Source organism: Runella sp. R0.1_18 (assembly GCF_057652155.1).
Window position 1 is genome coordinate 156,155 of sequence record NZ_JBYFCK010000011.1, and the last position, 18,523, is coordinate 174,677.

Genomic DNA, 18,523 nt, shown 5'->3' on the forward strand with positions numbered 1-18,523 from the left:
ACAAACTTCAAAAATCTCTCCAAACTTTGCGTTATTTGTAGCTAATATACATTCAAACACCCCATGAAACCCGAAAAAAAATTATTTCTCTTAGACGCTTTTGCCCTGATTTACCGTGCTCACTTTGCGTTTGTTAAAAATCCTCGAATTTCTTCTAAAGGGTTAAATACCAGTGCTATTTTTGGTTTTGCCAATACCTTATTAGAAGTATTAAAAGATGAAAAACCGACCCACCTTGGGGTGGCTTTTGATACACCAAAGCCTACTTTTCGACATGTGCAATTTGAAGCCTACAAAGCACAGCGTCAAGAACAACCCGAAGACATTACAACGGCGGTTCCGTACGTAAAACAGCTACTCAAGGCAATGTGTATTCCTATCTTGGAAATGGAAGGCTACGAAGCCGACGACGTAGTTGGGACACTTGCCAAAAAAGCCGCTCGCGAAGGGTTTGAGGTTTTTATGATGACCCCCGACAAAGACTATGGGCAGTTGGTGGAAGAGCACATCTATCTTTACAAACCTGCTATTTCGGGAAAAGGAGTGGAGATTATGGGGCCTAAGGAGGTGTGCGAGCGGTGGGGAATCAGCGACATTAGTCAAGTGGTGGATATGTTGGGGCTGCAAGGAGATGCTTCCGATAACATTCCTGGAATTCCTGGGGTTGGGGAAAAAACGGCGCAGAAACTCGTCGCAGAGTTTGGGTCGGTCGAAAACCTGATCGTTAATACTGATAAGCTCGCAGGTAAACTCAAAGAAAAAGTCATTGAAGGCAAAGACTTAGCGGTGTTGTCAAAACAATTGGCGACGATTGATATTAACGTGCCGATTGCTTTTGAAGAGGAAGATTTGCGCATGTGCGAGCCTAACCGTGAGCTACTTTCGTCGTTGTTGGATGAGTTGGAGTTTAAAACCCTCAAAAAACGCCTTCTGGGCGAAACAGAAGCCCCCGTGGCCATTCCCGCTGCTAATAAAACAGGTCAATTGAACCTGTTTGGTGAAGCGCCAACAGCAGCGCCTTCTGTGAGTAAGCCAACTGAGTCTGCTTCGGCTGGCATACCCACCACTACACCAGAAACGAGCAGTGAGCGCCGTACAGTGGCTACCACGGCCCACCGCTATCATTTGGTGAATACCCCCGAGCTTCGTCAATCGTTGGCGTATTATTTGAGTTTGCAAGAATCTTTCTGTTTTGATACTGAAACCACCTCTGTGGACGCCGTTGATGCCGAATTGGTAGGGTTGGCGTTTGCTTACCGTGAAGGAGAGGCGTTTTATGTACCTGTACCAGCCGACCGTGCCGAAGCGCAAGTTATTGTGGAAGATTTTCGAGAAATTCTTGAAAATGAGAAGATTGAAAAGATAGCGCAGAACCTCAAATACGATATGTTGATTCTGCAAAATTATGGAGTAGAAGTTCGTGGTCCGTTGTACGATACCATGTTGGCGCATTATCTCATTGAACCCGACAAGCGCCATAACATGGATGCTTTGGCCAATGCCTATCTCAACTACGAACCCGTGGCGATTGAGGCGCTTATTGGTAAAAAAGGCCCTAAACAGTTGACTATGCGGGATGTAGCCATCGAAAAGTTGGTGGAATATGCCGCCGAAGACGCCGATATTACCCTCCAACTCAAGCACAAACTACAGCCGCTTTTGGTCGAGAACCAAGCCGAAAAGCTATTCAAAGGCGTAGAAGTGCCGTTGGTGCCCGTTTTGGCAGCGATGGAACGCGAAGGGATAAGAGTAGATACCAACGTTTTATCCGAAATGTCGGGCGTATTGGAAATCGACATGAAGCAAGTTGAGCAAGAGATTTTTGGATTGGCAGGAGAGGAGTTTAATATTGGCTCGCCGAAGCAACTGGGGGTGATTTTGTTTGAAAAAATGAAGTTGGTCAAAAACCCCAAGAAAACAGCAACGGGACAATACGCTACGGGAGAAGATATTTTGTCGGATCTGGAATCGGAGCACGAAATTGCGCGTAAGATTTTAGATTACCGTGAGTTACAAAAACTAAAATCGACCTACGTGGATGCGCTGCCGCAGCTTATCAATCCTTCGACGGGACGAATTCATACTTCGTTCAATCAGGCAGTCGCTGCAACGGGGCGTTTGAGTAGTACCAATCCCAATCTGCAAAACATCCCGATTCGTACACCGCGTGGACGTGAAATTCGGAAAGCCTTTATTCCTAGAAATGAAGATTATGTGATTTTGTCGGCGGACTACTCACAAATCGAACTTCGCATCATGGCGGCTTTTAGTCAAGATACCACCATGCTAGAAGCCTTCAACAACGGCATTGATATCCACGCAAGTACGGCTAGTAAAGTATTTAAAGTAAGTTTAGAAGAAGTAACGTCGGATATGCGACGGAAGGCCAAAATGGTCAATTTTGGTATTATTTACGGTATTTCGGCTTTTGGTTTGGCACAACGCTTGGGGATTGCCCGAGGCGAAGCAAGCGAGATTATTAAAGCCTACTTCCAAGAATTTCCTGCCGTAAAGATTTATATGGACATGGTGATTAACAAAGCCCGCGAACAAAAATACGTTGAAACAATTTTGGGCCGTCGGCGTTATTTGGCCGATATCGATTCACAAAATCAAACAACGCGCGGTTTTGCTGAACGAAACGCGATTAACGCACCGATTCAAGGCTCAGCAGCAGACATGATTAAAGTAGCGATGATTAATATTCACGATTTTCTGAAACGTGAAAAGTTACAATCGCGCATGTTGTTGCAGGTGCACGACGAATTGGTCTTTGATGCGCACCGCGATGAAATCGAAAAACTGAGCTACCACGTAAATGAGTTGATGGTCAATGCGATTCCATTGCCCGTAAAAATGGAAACGGGGATTGGAAAGGGACTCAACTGGTTGGAAGCCCACTAAAAAAGGCATTTGTAAATGTGAGTAAAAATCACGTATTTACTTGGGCATCATTGTCGCGAATCGGGTTGCTCAAAACCCGACCGAGATTGTCGTGTGGAGGGTTGCTCACAACCCGACGTATTGAGTATCGTGAAGAGGGTTTCTCAAAACCCGACCGAGACATTTGATAGAAGCTTAATGGAACTACAAATCAAGTAGGTATATGAAGGTGCAAGGCTGGATTGTAGGTATATTGTTAGTAGGCGTGCAAATGGTAGGAAGAGCCCAGCAAGTGCCTTTAGTAAAATGGGCAGCGGTGGATAGTCTTTTTACCCAAAAAAGCGATACTACCTACGTACTGAATTTTTGGGCAACGTGGTGTAAACCTTGCGTGACGGAATTGCCGTATTTTGAGCAAACTCAACAGAAATACCTGAAACAGAAGCTTAAAGTAGTGTTAATTAGCATGGATTTTGCTAGAGAATTAACAACGAGAGTGATTCCGTTTGTCGCCGAACGAAAGCTAACATCGCAGGTATGGTTGCTCAATGAACCCGACGCCAATAGCTGGATTGAAAAGGTGAGTAAAGAATGGTCAGGTGCCATTCCTGCCACCCTGATTTTCAACAATGCAAAGGGAAAAAAAGTGTTTATTGAACAAAAACTTGACGCCCTCCGTTTGGAAAAGGAACTCTCTGATTTTCTGTGACTTTTTAACTAGATTTCGTCAGAATGGCAAACATACCAACGACCATGAAAAATAAATTTTGGGCGACACTATTCGCAGCGTTGACAGTAGGTATAGCCACGACGTTGTTGTTCCATCAGCAACGCGCACAGGCTTCATCCGTAGGGTATCCGATTGGGGGAACTGTAGCCGAGTTTAAGCTGCAAAATGCCAAAGGAGGAACCGTAAGTTTGTCGGATTACAAAGACAAAAAAGGCGTAATTGTGGTGTTTACCTGCAACCATTGCCCCTTTGCCAAAGCCTACGAAGAGCGCATCATTGCGCTGGATAAAAAATATGCCGCACTCAATTTTTCCGTCGTGGCAATTAATTCTAATGACGCCTCGGATTACGAAGACGAGTCGATGGAGAATATGAAGAAGCGAGCGACGGAAAAAGGCTATACTTTCCCTTATTTACAAGATGCAACGCAGGCCGTGGCCAAAGCATTTGGAGCTACTCGTACGCCACATGTTTTTGTTTTACGAAATGAAAATGCTAAATTCACGGTACAATACATTGGCACCATAGATGATAATTACCAAGACCCCGCTGGCGTTACAAAACGCTACGTGGAAGATGCAGTCAACAACATTTTGGCGGGTAAACCCGTCGTAGTGACCCATACCAAAGCCGTAGGATGCGCGATTGGTTGGAAAGACGCTTAAAACAATTGGTAGTCTATATTTTACAGTCGACAGTGAACAAAAAGGACAGCTACAAGCTGCCCTTTTTTGTTTTTATATGGTTGTGAGCAACCAGAGGCACTCAGTGTGTCAGCGGTTGCTCACAACCGCGCTTGTTGCACTACTTATTCGTCATTCTAAACTTAGTCCAGCAAATCCCATTTCCAAAGTCCAATTTTTGCCAAAAAATAGCGGCTTGATACTCCTAAAACGCCAAAGCCGTATTTCATGCTTCGTTGGAAATTGATAGACGACGCCTCTTCAAAGTATTTGGTAGGACAAGTTACTTCGCCAATTTCGTAGCCTTTCCAGAAAATTTGGGCAATCATTTCGTTATCAAAAACAAAGTCATCATTGCATTTTTGAAAAGGAACGCTCCGCAAAACTTCCCCCGAAAACGCACGGTAGCCTGTGTGGTATTCGGAGAGTTTTTGGTTCATCAAAATGTTTTGAGTCAACGTCAAAATGCGGTTGGCGATGTACTTATATAGAGGCATTCCGCCTTTGAGGGCGCCTTTCCCTAAGATACGCGATCCAAACACGACTTGATACAGCCCATTTCCAATAATTGAAATCATAGCCGTTAATAACAGCGGAGTGTATTGATAATCAGGGTGAAGCATGATGACAATGTCACCGCCTAGCTCAAGGGCTTTGGTGTAGCACGTTTTTTGATTGCCACCGTAGCCTTTGTTTTTATCGTGGCGAATGACGTGTTTGATTCCCAGCCGTTCGGCTACTTCAACGGTGTTGTCTGGACTAGCATCATCGACTAAAATAATATCATCTACCAAATCAAACGGGATTTCTCGGTAGGTTTTTTCTAACGTTTGCGACGCTTTGTATGCGGGCATAACGATAATTACTTTTTTTCCTTTATACATTAAAGAAGTTTGTTTTCAGTTCGATGCTTTTTTTAAAACCTATAAGGTTTGCCAAAACTTATAGATTTGGAGTAAATGAGGCCGCAAAGTTACGATTAAAATGTCTCGGAGGGCTGATTCTTCAAGTTTAGAAACGATTTTAAGCGCCAAAATTGTTTTACCCCGTAAATAATCTAGCTAAAAATGTGCCAGCAAATGAGCGTTTTACGGTTAGAAATACAGATATTTAAGAAAGATTAATCAAGAAAAATATGACAACCTACCAAGATATTCTCTTTTCGCAAGAAGCAGGCGTAGCCAAAGTAACCCTCAACCGCCCGTCAGTGTTGAATGCACTGAGTCCGAATCTCATCGCCGAATTAGCAGATGTGGCGAGAAAAGTGTCATTGGATGAGGCGATTAAAGTTTTTATTGTTACAGGAGAAGGGCGAGCTTGGTCGGCAGGAGTTGACCTAAAAGCGCTGAATGAAAGCATTGAAGGAGGGCACTTTTCTAACTTTGAAGTAATGGAAATGGGCGCGGCTTTTATTCTGACGCTGCAAGCCATGCCTCAAGTCACCATTGCCCAAGTCAATGGCCACTGTTACACGGGCGCTACTGAACTGATGCTTGCCTTTGATTTAGTGTATGCGGCCGACGAGGCCCAAATCGGTGACACACATACAAAGTGGGGAATTGCGCCCAAATGGGGAATGACCCAACGCCTCCAACAAAAAGTAGGCTTAATGAAGGCGATGGAGCTCTCGTTTACGGCTCAACCTGTATCGGGTAAAGAGGCTGAGCGGATAGGCTTAGTGAATAAATCGGTACCCTTGACGGAGTTGGACAGCACCGTTAATCAAGTGATTGAAAAAATAAAAGGCAACTCAGCTCAGACCATCGCCGCCATGAAAAATATGTACTATTTTGGGGCTCAACACGGCCTCCACCGAGGACTAGAATACGAATGGCAGGCTGATTTTAAAATCACCGACCGCGAGGAGTTTCTGCGGAATTTTGAGAAGAATAAGTAGGGTATTGATTTGTTGTTTTTGAAAATACGTTTGTAATGCGTAATATTACACATTACAAAACAAGTATGATACAGTCTATTCGCCACAAAGGCTTGTTTCAATATTATACTGAGGGCAACAGTGCGAAGCTACCACCCCAATACTTGCGCAAGATTAACCGTATTTTAGATCAGTTAGACGCGGTTTCATCGGTTGATGACATTCAAGCAATGGGTTCTGGTATCCATAAGCTCACAGGCGATTTGGTAGATTTTTGGTCTATCAAAGTTACCCCTAACTATCGGATTGTTTTTCGATTTGAAGGGGGGGATATACACGACATAGATTTTTTAGATTATCACTAAAAAGAGACAACCATGTTAAAACGTAATTTACCACCAGTGCATCCAGGCGAAATTTTACGTGAGGATTATATTAACGAGCATAATTTAACCATCACGGAAGTAGCCGAAGGGTTAGGGGTTGCTCGCGCCAATTTATCAGCTATTGTCAATGGACGAGCGGGTATTAGCCCCGAGATGGCAGTAAAGTTGGCCGAAGCGTTTGGCAATACACCACAGTTTTGGGTGAATTTGCAAAAAAACTATGAACTTTGGCACGCAGAACAAACCGTAAATCGCTCAAAGATTCGCCATTTTTGGGAAGAGTGGAAAACTGTACAGCCTGCATAAAAATAGCTCTAATCATTACCACTCTAACGTTACCAATCCTACTCCTTGACGCTCTAAGGAAGTAGTGACTACGAGTTGATTATTTTGAACGGTTTGGGTTTGAGGTGCGCCTAGCTGCGCTAACTGCCCCGCTTTCTCAAGCTCTTTTATTTGTTCGGAAGTAGGGTTGGTAGGAGAGCCCATTTTTTTCCATACTTCATAGCTATTACTGTGTTGACTGTCGATGCGGTATTGGGTGATTTTTACCTTTTTGGCTGGAAGATGGTCAAACGTTAACTGCACCGAAGAAGCAGCGGAAGGAACGTCATCATCGTGGTAATTCCAGAAAAGTACGGTGGCTTTACGGTGGTCTTTGGCTGCCAAGCCACCGATGTCAGGAGTAGTTCTTCGTACACTTGAGTCTCGCACCGTGAGGGTCGGATACATCATATTTCCACTGACTTCGACACGTTTACCGCCCATTTTACCAAACATCCGAAACACGTTCAGCACGGGTTTATCCACGCCGTTGGTGGCTAAATCACGAAATCCATAAAACCACGGTTGATCTTCAAATTCAAATGACCACGATACTGCCCCTTTGAAATTGACCTGATGGAGGTCGGCCAAGGCGTATTTTCGGGCAAACGACGCGGCTGTGTAGCTTGAATACATCGTGCCGTTGCGGTAAGCATTTTGCGGGTCGGTTTTCATGCCACAGGCTGCGCAGCCTTCGGGGTCAGACTCTCCGATGACGATGGGTAAGTGTTTTAATTCGGCAAACGAAGCTACTATTTGAAAACCCGTTGAAATATCACGTAGCTGCGTACCCATGTTCATTTGAACGTGGCCATTGACGAGTTTAGGGGCACCCTTGGCGTGAAAAGCAACAAAATCAAGGGGAGTGCCAACTTTACCTGTTACGTAATTGGTATCAGAAACACAGTGTTTTAAGAATTTTTTCAGAAAATCACCACCGCGACGACCAGAAGGGCCTGTGACGTGAGGGCCGCCGATTTTGGCCGTTGGCAATGCGCGCCTAACGGCATCGACTGAGTAATCGTACAATTTGCAATATTCCTGCACCGTGCCGCCCCAATAAGGGCTATCGGGCTCGTTCCATAGTTCCCAATACCAGCTTTCTACTTCTTTTTTACCGTACCTTTCCACCGAATGTTTGACCCACTGATAGACCAATTCGGCCCATTTGGAGTAATCTTTAGGAGGGTGAGTCCAACCCGTATAAATCGAAGTATAGTGCTGACCAGGCGCCCATTGGTGGCGATAGGGCTGAGGTTTGGTTGAAAGTGCCTCGGGCATAAATCCAATTTGAGCCATTGGTTTCATCCCCCGTTCGACGTAGGTGTCAAAGATTTTGTCCACAATCGTCCAGTCATAGACAGGATTTCCTTGGGCATCTTCGGTGTAAGCGTTGGTAGAACCCCATTTGAGCGCGGGAGTACCGTCGCCTGTTGTGAGTAGGTTGTGAGCGCGTACATATACAGGCACAGGACTAAGGGCTGAAATCTCAGACAGCAGCTTTTTGCCGTCTTTCATGTACGTATAATTGGGCTCATCGTACCCAAACCAAGCCCACGCAGGTTGCATAGGTCCAATTTCTTTGTTGAGGTCGATTTGCAAAGTAGCATTTTGTGAATAGACTGTTGGGCAGTACAAAAACACAATGATAGCCAGTAGATAAAAAATATTCTTCATTAGGGTGGGGGAACAAGAAGTTGCGAAATCGAATTTACGTTTTACGTAATAAGCCTAAAAAGCGAAACTTTACCCCTTGGTTTTTGTTTTTCCAAGAAAAGGGCGCAACAAAGACCCTTTTTTTTGACTAATTTTGCGAAATCTTACACACAATAGACCGCTCTGATAAATCGGATGAAAATCAGTCTTCACCAACAAGAATCCTTTGAGCGCCGTCACCACGGCCAACGTCCCGAAGAGTTACAAGAAATGCTACAAACCATCGGAGTAAGTACCGTCGATGAGTTGATTGAGCAAACCGTTCCTGCCGCTATTCGCTTAGCAAGACCGCTAGAGTTGCCCGCTCCTAAGTCGGAGTTTGAGTACCTCAACGACTTGAAAAAAGTAGCACGCCTCAACCGCATTTACCAGTCTTACATTGGTACAGGTTACTACGATACGATTGTCCCGAATGTCATCTTGCGTAACATCTTGGAAAATCCAGCATGGTACACGGCCTACACGCCGTATCAAGCTGAGATTGCGCAGGGGCGATTGGAGATGTTGTTGAATTTCCAAACAGCGGTGATTGATTTGACGGGAATGGAGATTGCCAACGCGTCGCTTTTGGACGAGGCAACGGCCGCAGCTGAAGCGATGACAATGCTTCATAGCTTGCGTACGGGGGCCAAAAAGAAAGCGGAGACGTTTTTTGTATCGGATCGTTGCCACCCACAAACCATAGATTTGATTTATACGCGTGCTACTCCGTTGGAAATCAATGTGGTAGTAGGCGACCATTCTAAGGTGGATTTGACTGACCCTGCCATTTTTGGGGTGTTGGTACAATACCCAGCCACCGACGGAGAGGTCATTGATTATACTGATTTTATTGCTGCGGCCCATGAACTGAACGTTTTTGTGGCAGTCGCTGCCGATTTATTGAGCCTTACGTTGTTGAAAGCCCCAGGCGAAATGGGGGCAGACGTGGTCGTTGGTTCGGCCCAACGTTTCGGCGTTCCGATGGGATACGGCGGGCCGCACGCGGCGTTTTTTGCCACCAAAGATGCTTATAAACGTCAGATTCCTGGCCGTATCATTGGAGTATCGGTAGATACGGAAGGAAATCGTGCGTTGCGTATGGCGCTCCAAACGCGTGAGCAGCACATTCGCCGCGAAAAAGCTACCTCAAATATCTGTACTGCCCAAGTACTACTTTCGGTGATGGCTGCTGCTTATGCAGTTTATCACGGCCCAGAAGGTTTGAAAAGCATTGCTTCAAAAATCCAAGGCTTAACGAAAGCATTTGCCGATGCCATTTCGGAAATGGGTTATGAAGTGGCTACTCAAAATTACTTCGATACGGTGACGGTCAATGTGCGTAATGCAGAGCAGCTTGAAGAAGAGTCTCGTAAGCGCGGTATCAACTTGCGCTTCAACGCCAATGGCTCGGTAGGGGTATCGTTTGATGAAGCGAAAACATTTGCCAACTTGATTGAATTGTTGGATTTGTTTGCAACTGCATCGGGCGAAGGTATCGAAATGAGCATTCCTGATGAAGTAGAAGTATCGTTACCTGCGAACTTAGCGCGTCAATCCGCATACTTGACGCACCCCGTATTCAGTAACTATCATACGGAGCACGATATGCTTCGCTATTTGAAGTCGTTGGAAAATAAAGACTTGTCGTTGGTGCACTCCATGATTTCGTTGGGAAGCTGTACGATGAAACTCAACGCTACAGCCGAGATGATTCCAGTGACGTGGCCAGAGTTTGGTAAAATGCACCCATTTGCTCCTACTTTCCAAACGGAAGGGTATCAGCTGTTGTTCAAGCACTTGAACGATTGGTTGTGCGAAATTACGGGCTTTGCCGCTATGTCTCTTCAACCAAACTCAGGAGCGCAAGGTGAATACGCTGGTTTATTGACGATCCGTGCCTATCACGAAGCGCGCGGCGAAAGTCACCGAAACGTGGCCCTGATTCCATCATCGGCGCATGGTACAAACCCAGCTTCGGCGGTAATGGCAGGGATGAAGGTAGTCGTGACGAAGTGCGATGAGCGCGGAAACATTGACGTAGAAGACTTAAAAGCGAAAGCAGAACAATACAGCAACGAACTTTCGTGTTTGATGGTGACGTATCCGTCAACCCACGGGGTGTTTGAAGAAAGTATTATTGATATTTGTTCACTTATCCACAGTCACGGTGGACAAGTGTATATGGATGGTGCAAACATGAACGCGCAAGTAGGACTTACGAGTCCTGCGACAATTGGAGCGGACGTTTGCCACCTCAATTTGCACAAAACATTCTGTATCCCTCACGGTGGTGGTGGGCCAGGTATGGGGCCTATCGGTGTAGCAGCACATTTGGTGCCGCATTTGCCAGGGCACGTTAACCTCACCGAGGTCAAGGAAGGGGCTGGGGCCGTCTCAGCAGCACCTTATGGCTCGGCAAGCATTCTGACCATCTCGCACGCCTACATCGCCATGATGGGAGGCGAAGGATTGACGAATGCGACCAAAATGGCCATCACAAACGCCAACTACATCAAGCAACGCTTATCGGCTGAAGGGCAATTTGAAATTTTGTACACGGGAACCAACGGACGTTGCGCTCACGAAATGATTGTGGATTGCCGTCCTTTCAAAGCCGTAGGTATCGAAGCCGAAGACCTTGCCAAACGTTTGATGGATTATGGTTTCCACTCACCAACCTTGTCGTTTCCAGTGGCAGGTACGCTGATGATTGAGCCTACCGAATCAGAATCAAAAGCGGAATTGGATCGTTTCTGCGACGCATTGTTGAGCATCCGTGCCGAAATTCGTGAAGTGGAAGAAGGGGTGGCTGACAAAGCAAATAACGTACTGAAAAATGCACCACATACGGTTCGCACCGCGTTGACTGAAAACTGGGATCGCCCGTATAGCCGAGAAAAAGCAGTATTTCCATTGCCACACTTGCGTTTCAATAAATTTTGGCCAAGTGTCAGCCGTATCGATTCGGCTTATGGTGATCGTAACTTGATTTGTGCGTGTATTCCTGTAGAAGAATACGCACAAGTAGAAGGATAGTTGTTGCTACATAAGTGCCTGTAAAATAAGGCTTTCGAGTTATTCGAAAGCCTTATTTTTTTGTTCAAAAATATTTTTGTTTAATTTTTTCATATAAAAGTTAAACAATTTCTCTTAAACAAAAAGTTATATGTCTGTCTTTAAACAATTTATTATCTACACTTATAACTTTTCAAAACCATGAACATCTATTGGAAAACGTTCAAAACAGCCTCACTGGTACTAACAATGTTAGCAAGCAGCTTCTTTTTAATGAGTTGTGAAAAAGATGAACCCACTACAAACACCATTACCGATGTAGTTCTTCAAAACAATGATTTTACAATTTTACGGGCAGCAGTGACTCGCGCAGGATTAGCGGATGCGTTGCGTGCAGGTACGTTGACCGTTTTTGCCCCTAACGATGCGGCATTTACAGCGTCAGGATTAGACCTCGCTACTGTCAACAGTTTGGATGTCAATACCTTAAAGGCAGTACTACAGTACCATGTGTTGGCAACGAAAAATCTTTCGACCGACCTACCAACGGCAAGCAACACGGAGGTGACTACCTTGGGGGGAGCAAAAGCTTACATTACCAAAGGAACTGCTGGGGTATCGATTAACGGAGCTAGGGTGATAGCAGCCGATGTGGCGGCTGACAATGGTGTGATTCACGTTATCAATCGTGTTTTGTTACCACCTGCGGGTAATCTACTTCAAGTGGCCCAAGGAAACACCAACTTTACTTTTTTGGTGGCGGCACTCAGTAAAGTGATTCAGGCCAACCCAGCAGTGGGTGCAACAGTCACAGCGGTGCTAACAGGTAGCTCACCTTACACGGTATTTGCTCCTACCAATGCGGCTTTCCAAGCTACTCCTTTCAATAGCATTGACGCAATAAATGCAGCGAGCGGTGCTACGTTGACAACATTAACGAATGTGCTACTTGCGCACGTTGTTGCGGGGCGTGTTTTCTCTACTAACTTGGTGGCAGGAACAGTAACTACCGCAGGCCAAGCACCACTTACTGTGACATTGGGCTCGACAGTACAGGTGCGCGGAGCTGGAAACGGAACAAACAATGCCACAGTGACTTCGGCCGATGTGGTCGCAACTAATGGCGTAATCCACGTCATTGACCGCGTATTGTTACCGTAAGGATAGCAACAAAACATGACAAAAAGCACCTTGTAATGGTAGCATTAGTCATAAAGGTTCTGTCAAAAAGAGGGTACTATTGGGCATCACAATCAATCAATCCTCCCAATGAAAAGAAGAGAACCAATTTCGCACATCATGACCAAAAACGTAGCCACTGTTCAAGTATCAGACGATTTGCATGATGTTATTGACTTAGTAAAGAAAAATCACATTCGGCACGTTCCAGTTTTGGAAGGACACGACGTGGTGGGAATCATTAGCAGTACAGATATAAATCGTTTGACGTTCAGCTCATTATTTGAAAATCAAGAAGGTGCTGACGAAGCGATTTTGGAAATGCTCAGTATTTCGCAAGTAATGACCCAAAAACCACGTACTGTGGAGGCGGCGTTGAGTATTAAAGAAGTGGCAGAAATTCTAGCTTCGGAAGAATACCACGCACTGCCTGTTGTCGAAAATGGCCAACTCGTTGGAATTGTGACCACTACGGATGTTATTAAGTACTTATTGGAGCAATACTAATAGTCAATAAAACATTCTTTCAATCGGAGCAGTTTGTCAAGAGACAAATTGCTCCGATTTTTTGTTATAACCCCAAAACTCACCTCAGCGATTGTTAGTATATCGGAGCCGTTTTCCCTACTTTTGTGAGTTTTGCAAACCAGCCCAATGAATCAAACGACAAGTAATCCGACTGTATCTTCTTCTGATTTTGAAGGACTAGATCCCAAAAAATTTATCCTCATCAAAGGGGCGCGAGTCAATAACCTTAAAAATATTGATGTGGCCATTCCACGAAACAAACTCGTTGTCGTAACGGGTGTGTCGGGGTCGGGCAAATCATCGTTGGCATTTGATACGCTTTTTGCTGAAGGTCAACGCATGTACGTCGAAAGCTTGAGCAGCTACGCCCGTCAGTTTTTGGGGAGAATGGAAAAACCCGAAGTGGATTATATCAAAGGAATCTCGCCTGCGGTAGCCATCGAACAAAAAGTCAATACACGGAATCCGCGCTCAACGGTAGGAACTACTACCGAAATCTACGATTATTTGAAACTGCTTTTTGCCCGAATTGGGGTAACTCACTCGCCTGTTTCGGGAGAAGTCGTTCGCAAAGACACCGTGACCGACGTGGTCAATTACCTCATGGGCCACGAGGAAGGGACGCGGGCAATGGTTTTGGCACCGCTTATCGTGAAAGAAAATCGGACGCTCGAACAAGAATTAACCATTCTACTTTCCAAAGGCTACACGAGAATCGTGGTCAATGACGAAACACGTTCGATTGAGGAACTATTGGAGGAAGGTAACGTTGAGGGGGCTTTGGAGGGAACCGAGCTATTTATTTTGGTGGACCGAGCGGCCATTAAGCACGAGGACGAAGATACGCTTTTCCGTCTTTCGGACTCGGTGCAAACGGCCTTTTTTGAAGGAGAAGGGCTGTGTTGGATAAAAGTAGTGGGTGGAGAAAAACGTTCGTTTTCTGATAAGTTTGAATTGGATGGGTTAAAATTTGAAGAACCGAGCGTCAACCTCTTTAGCTTTAATAATCCCTACGGAGCTTGCAAACGCTGCGAAGGTTTTGGAAAAGTACTGGGCTTAGACCCCGAACTGGTTATCCCCGACAAAAATCTTTCGGTATTTGAAGGAGCAATTGCGCCCTGGCGCTCCGAAAAAATGAGCGAATGGCAGGCCCCTTTATTGCGTCACGGCATTCGTTTTGATTTCCCGATTCACCGTGCTTATAAAGAGCTGACCGAAGAACAAAAAACGTTACTCTGGACGGGTAATAGCTATTTTGAAGGTCTAACGGCATTTTTCGAGCATTTGGAATCGCAGACGCACAAAGTACAATACCGCGTGATGTTATCGCGGTATCGTGGGCGAACAAACTGCCCAGAATGTCGGGGCTCACGCTTGCGCCAGGATGCGAGTTACGTAAAAATAAATGGTACTTCCATTACTGATTTGGTTTTGATGCCAATTTCGGGGGTGTTACAATTTTTCAAAAACCTAACGCTACCCGATTTTCAATACGGCGTGGCCAAACGAATTTTGATTGAAATTGAAAACCGCTTGGAATACATGGATCGCGTGGGGTTGGGTTATTTGACCCTCAACCGCTTGACTAATTCGCTTTCAGGGGGGGAATTTCAACGGATTAAGTTGGCGACTTCGCTGGGGAGTGCATTGGTAGGTTCAATGTACATCTTGGACGAGCCAAGCATTGGTCTTCACCCCCGTGATACCCGAAAGTTGGTAAGTGTGCTGGAGTCATTGCGCGACATGGGAAATACCGTAATTGTGGTTGAGCACGAGGAAGAAGTCATGCGCGCCGCCGACCAAATCATCGACATCGGCCCAGATGCAGGAAATTTGGGCGGAGAAGTGGTTTGGCAAGGGAGCTGGGAGGATATTAATAATGACGAGGTACGAGGGCAGAATGACGAGTATTCAAACGGATCCCACACCATCGACTTCCTCACAGGCCGCGACCAAGTGCCCGTCCCCACCTTCCGTCGGAAAGCGACGCATTGGCTGGAGTTGACGGGAGCCAAAGAAAATAACCTGAAAGACGTGGACGTGAAATTCCCGTTGGGGACACTCACGGTGGTGACGGGGGTATCGGGGTCGGGCAAATCGACGCTGATTCGGAAGATTTTATTCCCCGCCTTGGCGCGTGTAAAAGGAGAGTACAACGAAGATGCAGGCAAATATGCCAATCTGACGGGAAGTGTTGAGCGCATCGACAACCTAGAAATGGTGGACCAAAATCCCATTGGGAAATCGTCTCGTTCTAATCCCGTTACGTACATCAAAGCCTATGACTACATTCGCCAAATGATGAGCGATGTGCCTTTGGCCAAAGCTAGAGGATACAAACCATCCCATTTTTCCTTCAACGTCGAGGGGGGGCGCTGCGAAACGTGCCAAGGCGAAGGCCAAGTAAAAATTGAAATGCAGTTCATGGCCGATATTTACCTTAAATGTGAAGGTTGCGGTGGAAAGCGTTTCAAACAAGAAGTACTCGATGTCCGTTATCAACGTCCCGATGGAAACTCGGCCGATATTTCGGATATTTTAAATATGACGATTGACGAAGCCATTGATTTCTTTCAGCAAGAAGAACCTAAATTGGCCGAACGTCTTCAACCTTTGAAAGATGTGGGACTTGGTTACATCAAGTTGGGGCAATCGTCCAATACCCTATCAGGAGGTGAGGCCCAACGGGTAAAACTGGCCTTCTTCTTGAGTAAATCGAATCCTAATCAAGGGCGTTCGTTGTTTATTTTTGACGAACCAACCACGGGACTTCATTTTCATGACATTCAAAAATTGTTAAAATCCATCAATGCGCTTGTTAATCAGGGAGATACGGTGATTGTGATTGAGCACAACGTCGAAGTAATTAAATCGGCTGATTGGATTATTGATTTGGGGCCTGAAGGGGGAGACAAGGGCGGTTACATTACGTTTGCGGGTACGCCCGAGAGTATGCTGGCATTAGAAAATAACTACACAGCTGAGTTTTTGAAGCTGAAAATGAACCCATAAAACGGACTAGGGTTGTTTATTAGATTGTTAAGTAAATAATTTTATCATTTACCCTCAGAAGTCTGCTGAAAAAGGACTTGATGAAGGCATACCTCAGCGTTTATCTGCGGCTTTTAATCTGCGCTAATCGGCGGGTAAAACTTTAAATAGGCTTAACTAGTACTCTATTTATGAGCTTCTAATTGCTGATAAACGTCGTGAAAGTCACGCCCTTCCTGAAGGTGCTTGACGAGAGCGGGGATGGCAGGTTGTCCTGCGGCGGCCAGCCAACGAGACACTTCCATTCCCGAAGTCATGTAGGCCAACATAACACGGCCTTCGGGTCCCGTAAAAAATCCACGCATTGAGCTAATTTCGCTAAGCGCGAGGGTTACTTGCCCACCGCTCGAAATATAATCACATTCATCTTTGTAATCTAAGTAGCGCAGGGCGGGAGGTTTGTTTTCTACAAAACGATAATCAACCATCAAGGCAAGCCCTTCGTTGAACCACTGCGGAATTTGTTGGGTGGTTTTCCACCAACCGAGCCGTGTAAAAAGTTCATCGTGACACATTTCGTGCGCGATGACATCGGTATTGATACCGTCCAAATTGAGCACCACATAAGAAGCTCCCCACGGTGTTCCGATGCTACAGCCTGCTCCTTCGTCGCTGTGACAATATTTTGCATATTCGTGCGGGTCGTAGCAAACAATGATTGTCGGATTCCCTCGTCGGCCACCCCAAAAGCTGTGGATTCTTTTTTCTGCCTCAGCTACTACTTTTTGGGCGTATTGGTGGTGTTTGGCAGAGGATTGGGGACTGACGTAGAAGTGAGCGTTAAGTGCTTTAAAATCAGAGTAACCGACCCACTGGCAATACCAAACCTGCGGAAACAAGACAAAATAACTGATAAGGCCAGCTGCCAGTCCCCCAATCATCCAGAATAAGTATCGCTTGAGCATATTAGACGTGGTTAGGGAGACAGGCTGTTAGCCAAAAGCGGAAATATCAATAGAAAGTGCCGAAGCAGCCTCGCGGATAATGGCTTGCTGAAAAGACGGGCCAATGTCGGTCAGTTTTAATTCTCCTCCAATAAGGGTACTAATGACCTCATTACTGAGAATGTAAGGGACAAAAAGCGACCCGTATTTTTCTTCAATCCAACGTTTTATGGGCAGGAAAGTGCCTTCGCGGAGCGCGTTGCTTCGGGCAGCGCGTTGCTGCATTTCGGCAAATTCTTGCGGGCTGGGTTTAACCCGTTCGTGCAAAAGTTGGCGCTTCGTTCCCTCGGCTTTGGCTTGGTGAATAACTTGTTTGAGTTGGTCCACTGCCCAAGGAGTTTGCATACGCGGATTTAATCCTTTTAACTGTAGCCAGTTGGTGAGCGTTGTTGGGTCAATGAGGATTTGGTGTATTTGCGCATCGGTAAGTATTTGGTAAGTTGGCTTTCCAAAACGGCGCGCTTGCTCATCGCGAAAACGATATAATTCACTTAAAATATGTTGGTCAAACGGGCTAAAATCACGCTGTTCTTTGGGGCTCAAAAACGTATTACGTGTTTTGGGAACGTAGCTTTTGTTTTCCAAAAACGCCATACTTTGTTGAAACCATTCCCAGCGTCCTTGCTGCTGAAGGCGTTCTGTTAACCTGTCGCGAAGTTCAAGGAGATAAATGACATCATTGGCCGCGTAGTCAAGCTGCATATCGGAGAGCGGGCGTTTCAGCCAATTGCTCTGCTGCTTTTTCTTACTCGACTCAATACCCAACACTTCCCCCAACACACTTGCCAAACCAATTTTTTCAAAACAAAGCAGCTTCGTGGCTACACTGGTATCGAAGATATTGCGGGGAGAGCACCCATGAAGATAAAGCAGACGAAAATCCTCGCCACTGTCGTGGATTACTTTTTCGACCGCTGGGTTTTCAATCACCCGCCATAGCGCCGACAAGTCTTTTACCTCGAAGGGGTCAATCAAATAACACGCATCGGAGGTAGCTACTTGAAACAAACAAAGGGTAAAGCCATAGGCATAATGATTGTTATCAAATTCAGTATCAATCGCTATGGCTGGGAAGTGGTTTAATCGCTCAGCGACACGCTCAAACTCCGCTTGGGTATGAATAAAAATGGGACTCGACATAGTGCCAAAATTACGAATAAATCCGCCATTTTGTCTATGATTTTTGATTTAACGGGTAAAATGATGCCAAAATTTCCGCTTTTTTG

14 protein-coding genes are annotated in these 18,523 nt (G+C 45.6%); 10 read left to right on the forward strand and 4 right to left on the reverse strand.

What is annotated here, in order from left to right; translation table 11 throughout:
- The first annotated feature begins 63 nt into the window (after nucleotides 1-63).
- The 3 genes from polA (at nucleotide 64) to AC23P2_RS19440 (ending at nucleotide 4,278) form a co-directional block, all read left to right on the forward strand.
- On the forward strand, nucleotides 64-2,904 hold the full coding sequence (gene polA / locus AC23P2_RS19430; RefSeq protein ID WP_487774734.1) for a DNA polymerase I: 2,841 nt from the start codon (nucleotides 64-66) through the stop codon (nucleotides 2,902-2,904).
- 202 nt (nucleotides 2,905-3,106) lie between these two features.
- A complete protein-coding gene (locus tag AC23P2_RS19435) occupies nucleotides 3,107-3,592 on the forward strand; it encodes a TlpA disulfide reductase family protein (RefSeq protein ID WP_487774735.1) in 486 nt (161 codons plus the stop codon).
- 44 nt (nucleotides 3,593-3,636) lie between these two features.
- Nucleotides 3,637-4,278, forward strand: a complete 642-nt coding sequence (locus tag AC23P2_RS19440; protein WP_487774736.1) for a thioredoxin family protein — start codon at nucleotides 3,637-3,639, stop codon at nucleotides 4,276-4,278.
- 161 nt (nucleotides 4,279-4,439) lie between these two features.
- On the opposite strand, the gene AC23P2_RS19445 is transcribed toward AC23P2_RS19440, so the two are convergent.
- Entirely contained in the window at nucleotides 4,440-5,180 is a 741-nt protein-coding gene (locus AC23P2_RS19445; RefSeq protein ID WP_487774737.1) for a glycosyltransferase family 2 protein, read from the reverse strand.
- Nucleotides 5,181-5,431: 251 nt separating this feature from the next.
- Here AC23P2_RS19445 and AC23P2_RS19450 point away from each other — a divergent pair, with 251 nt between their 5' ends.
- The 3 genes from AC23P2_RS19450 to AC23P2_RS19460 all read left to right on the forward strand — a co-directional run bounded on the left by AC23P2_RS19450 (nucleotide 5,432) and on the right by AC23P2_RS19460 (nucleotide 6,864).
- Complete coding sequence (locus AC23P2_RS19450) at nucleotides 5,432-6,193, forward strand: enoyl-CoA hydratase/isomerase family protein (protein ID WP_487774738.1); 762 nt, start codon at nucleotides 5,432-5,434, stop codon at nucleotides 6,191-6,193.
- Between the two features lie 65 nt (nucleotides 6,194-6,258).
- Nucleotides 6,259-6,537: a type II toxin-antitoxin system RelE/ParE family toxin gene (locus AC23P2_RS19455; protein ID WP_487774739.1), complete on the forward strand. Its 279-nt coding sequence runs from the start codon at nucleotides 6,259-6,261 to the stop codon at nucleotides 6,535-6,537.
- Nucleotides 6,538-6,549: 12 nt separating this feature from the next.
- Nucleotides 6,550-6,864: a HigA family addiction module antitoxin gene (locus AC23P2_RS19460; RefSeq protein WP_028523767.1), complete on the forward strand. Its 315-nt coding sequence runs from the start codon at nucleotides 6,550-6,552 to the stop codon at nucleotides 6,862-6,864.
- A 15-nt stretch (nucleotides 6,865-6,879) separates the two neighbouring features.
- Here AC23P2_RS19460 and AC23P2_RS19465 read toward each other — a convergent pair whose 3' ends face one another.
- Nucleotides 6,880-8,559 carry a GH39 family glycosyl hydrolase gene (locus tag AC23P2_RS19465; RefSeq protein ID WP_487774740.1) on the reverse strand — a complete coding sequence of 560 codons (1,680 nt, stop codon included), beginning with the start codon at nucleotides 8,557-8,559 and terminating at the stop codon, nucleotides 6,880-6,882.
- Nucleotides 8,560-8,733: 174 nt separating this feature from the next.
- Here AC23P2_RS19465 and gcvP point away from each other — a divergent pair, with 174 nt between their 5' ends.
- From gcvP to uvrA, 4 genes are all read left to right on the forward strand, one after another.
- A complete protein-coding gene (gcvP, locus tag AC23P2_RS19470) occupies nucleotides 8,734-11,616 on the forward strand; it encodes an aminomethyl-transferring glycine dehydrogenase (protein WP_487774741.1) in 2,883 nt (960 codons plus the stop codon).
- Nucleotides 11,617-11,796: 180 nt separating this feature from the next.
- Nucleotides 11,797-12,756, forward strand: a complete 960-nt coding sequence (locus AC23P2_RS19475) for a fasciclin domain-containing protein (protein ID WP_487774742.1) — start codon at nucleotides 11,797-11,799, stop codon at nucleotides 12,754-12,756.
- 108 nt (nucleotides 12,757-12,864) lie between these two features.
- Nucleotides 12,865-13,281, forward strand: a complete 417-nt coding sequence (locus tag AC23P2_RS19480; protein ID WP_487774743.1) for a CBS domain-containing protein — start codon at nucleotides 12,865-12,867, stop codon at nucleotides 13,279-13,281.
- 147 nt (nucleotides 13,282-13,428) lie between these two features.
- The gene (uvrA, locus tag AC23P2_RS19485) at nucleotides 13,429-16,314 is read left to right on the forward strand and encodes an excinuclease ABC subunit UvrA (protein ID WP_487774744.1); all 2,886 of its coding nucleotides are present in this window, start codon (nucleotides 13,429-13,431) and stop codon (nucleotides 16,312-16,314) included.
- Between the two features lie 164 nt (nucleotides 16,315-16,478).
- On the opposite strand, the gene AC23P2_RS19490 is transcribed toward uvrA, so the two are convergent.
- Together AC23P2_RS19490 and AC23P2_RS19495 are read right to left on the reverse strand one after the other, a co-directional pair.
- Nucleotides 16,479-17,258, reverse strand: coding sequence for a hypothetical protein (locus AC23P2_RS19490; RefSeq protein WP_487774745.1), 780 nt, complete (start codon nucleotides 17,256-17,258; stop codon nucleotides 16,479-16,481).
- Between the two features lie 27 nt (nucleotides 17,259-17,285).
- On the reverse strand, nucleotides 17,286-18,437 hold the full coding sequence (locus AC23P2_RS19495) for a ribonuclease D (RefSeq protein ID WP_487774746.1): 1,152 nt from the start codon (nucleotides 18,435-18,437) through the stop codon (nucleotides 17,286-17,288).
- Between the last annotated feature and the right edge of the window lie 86 nt (nucleotides 18,438-18,523).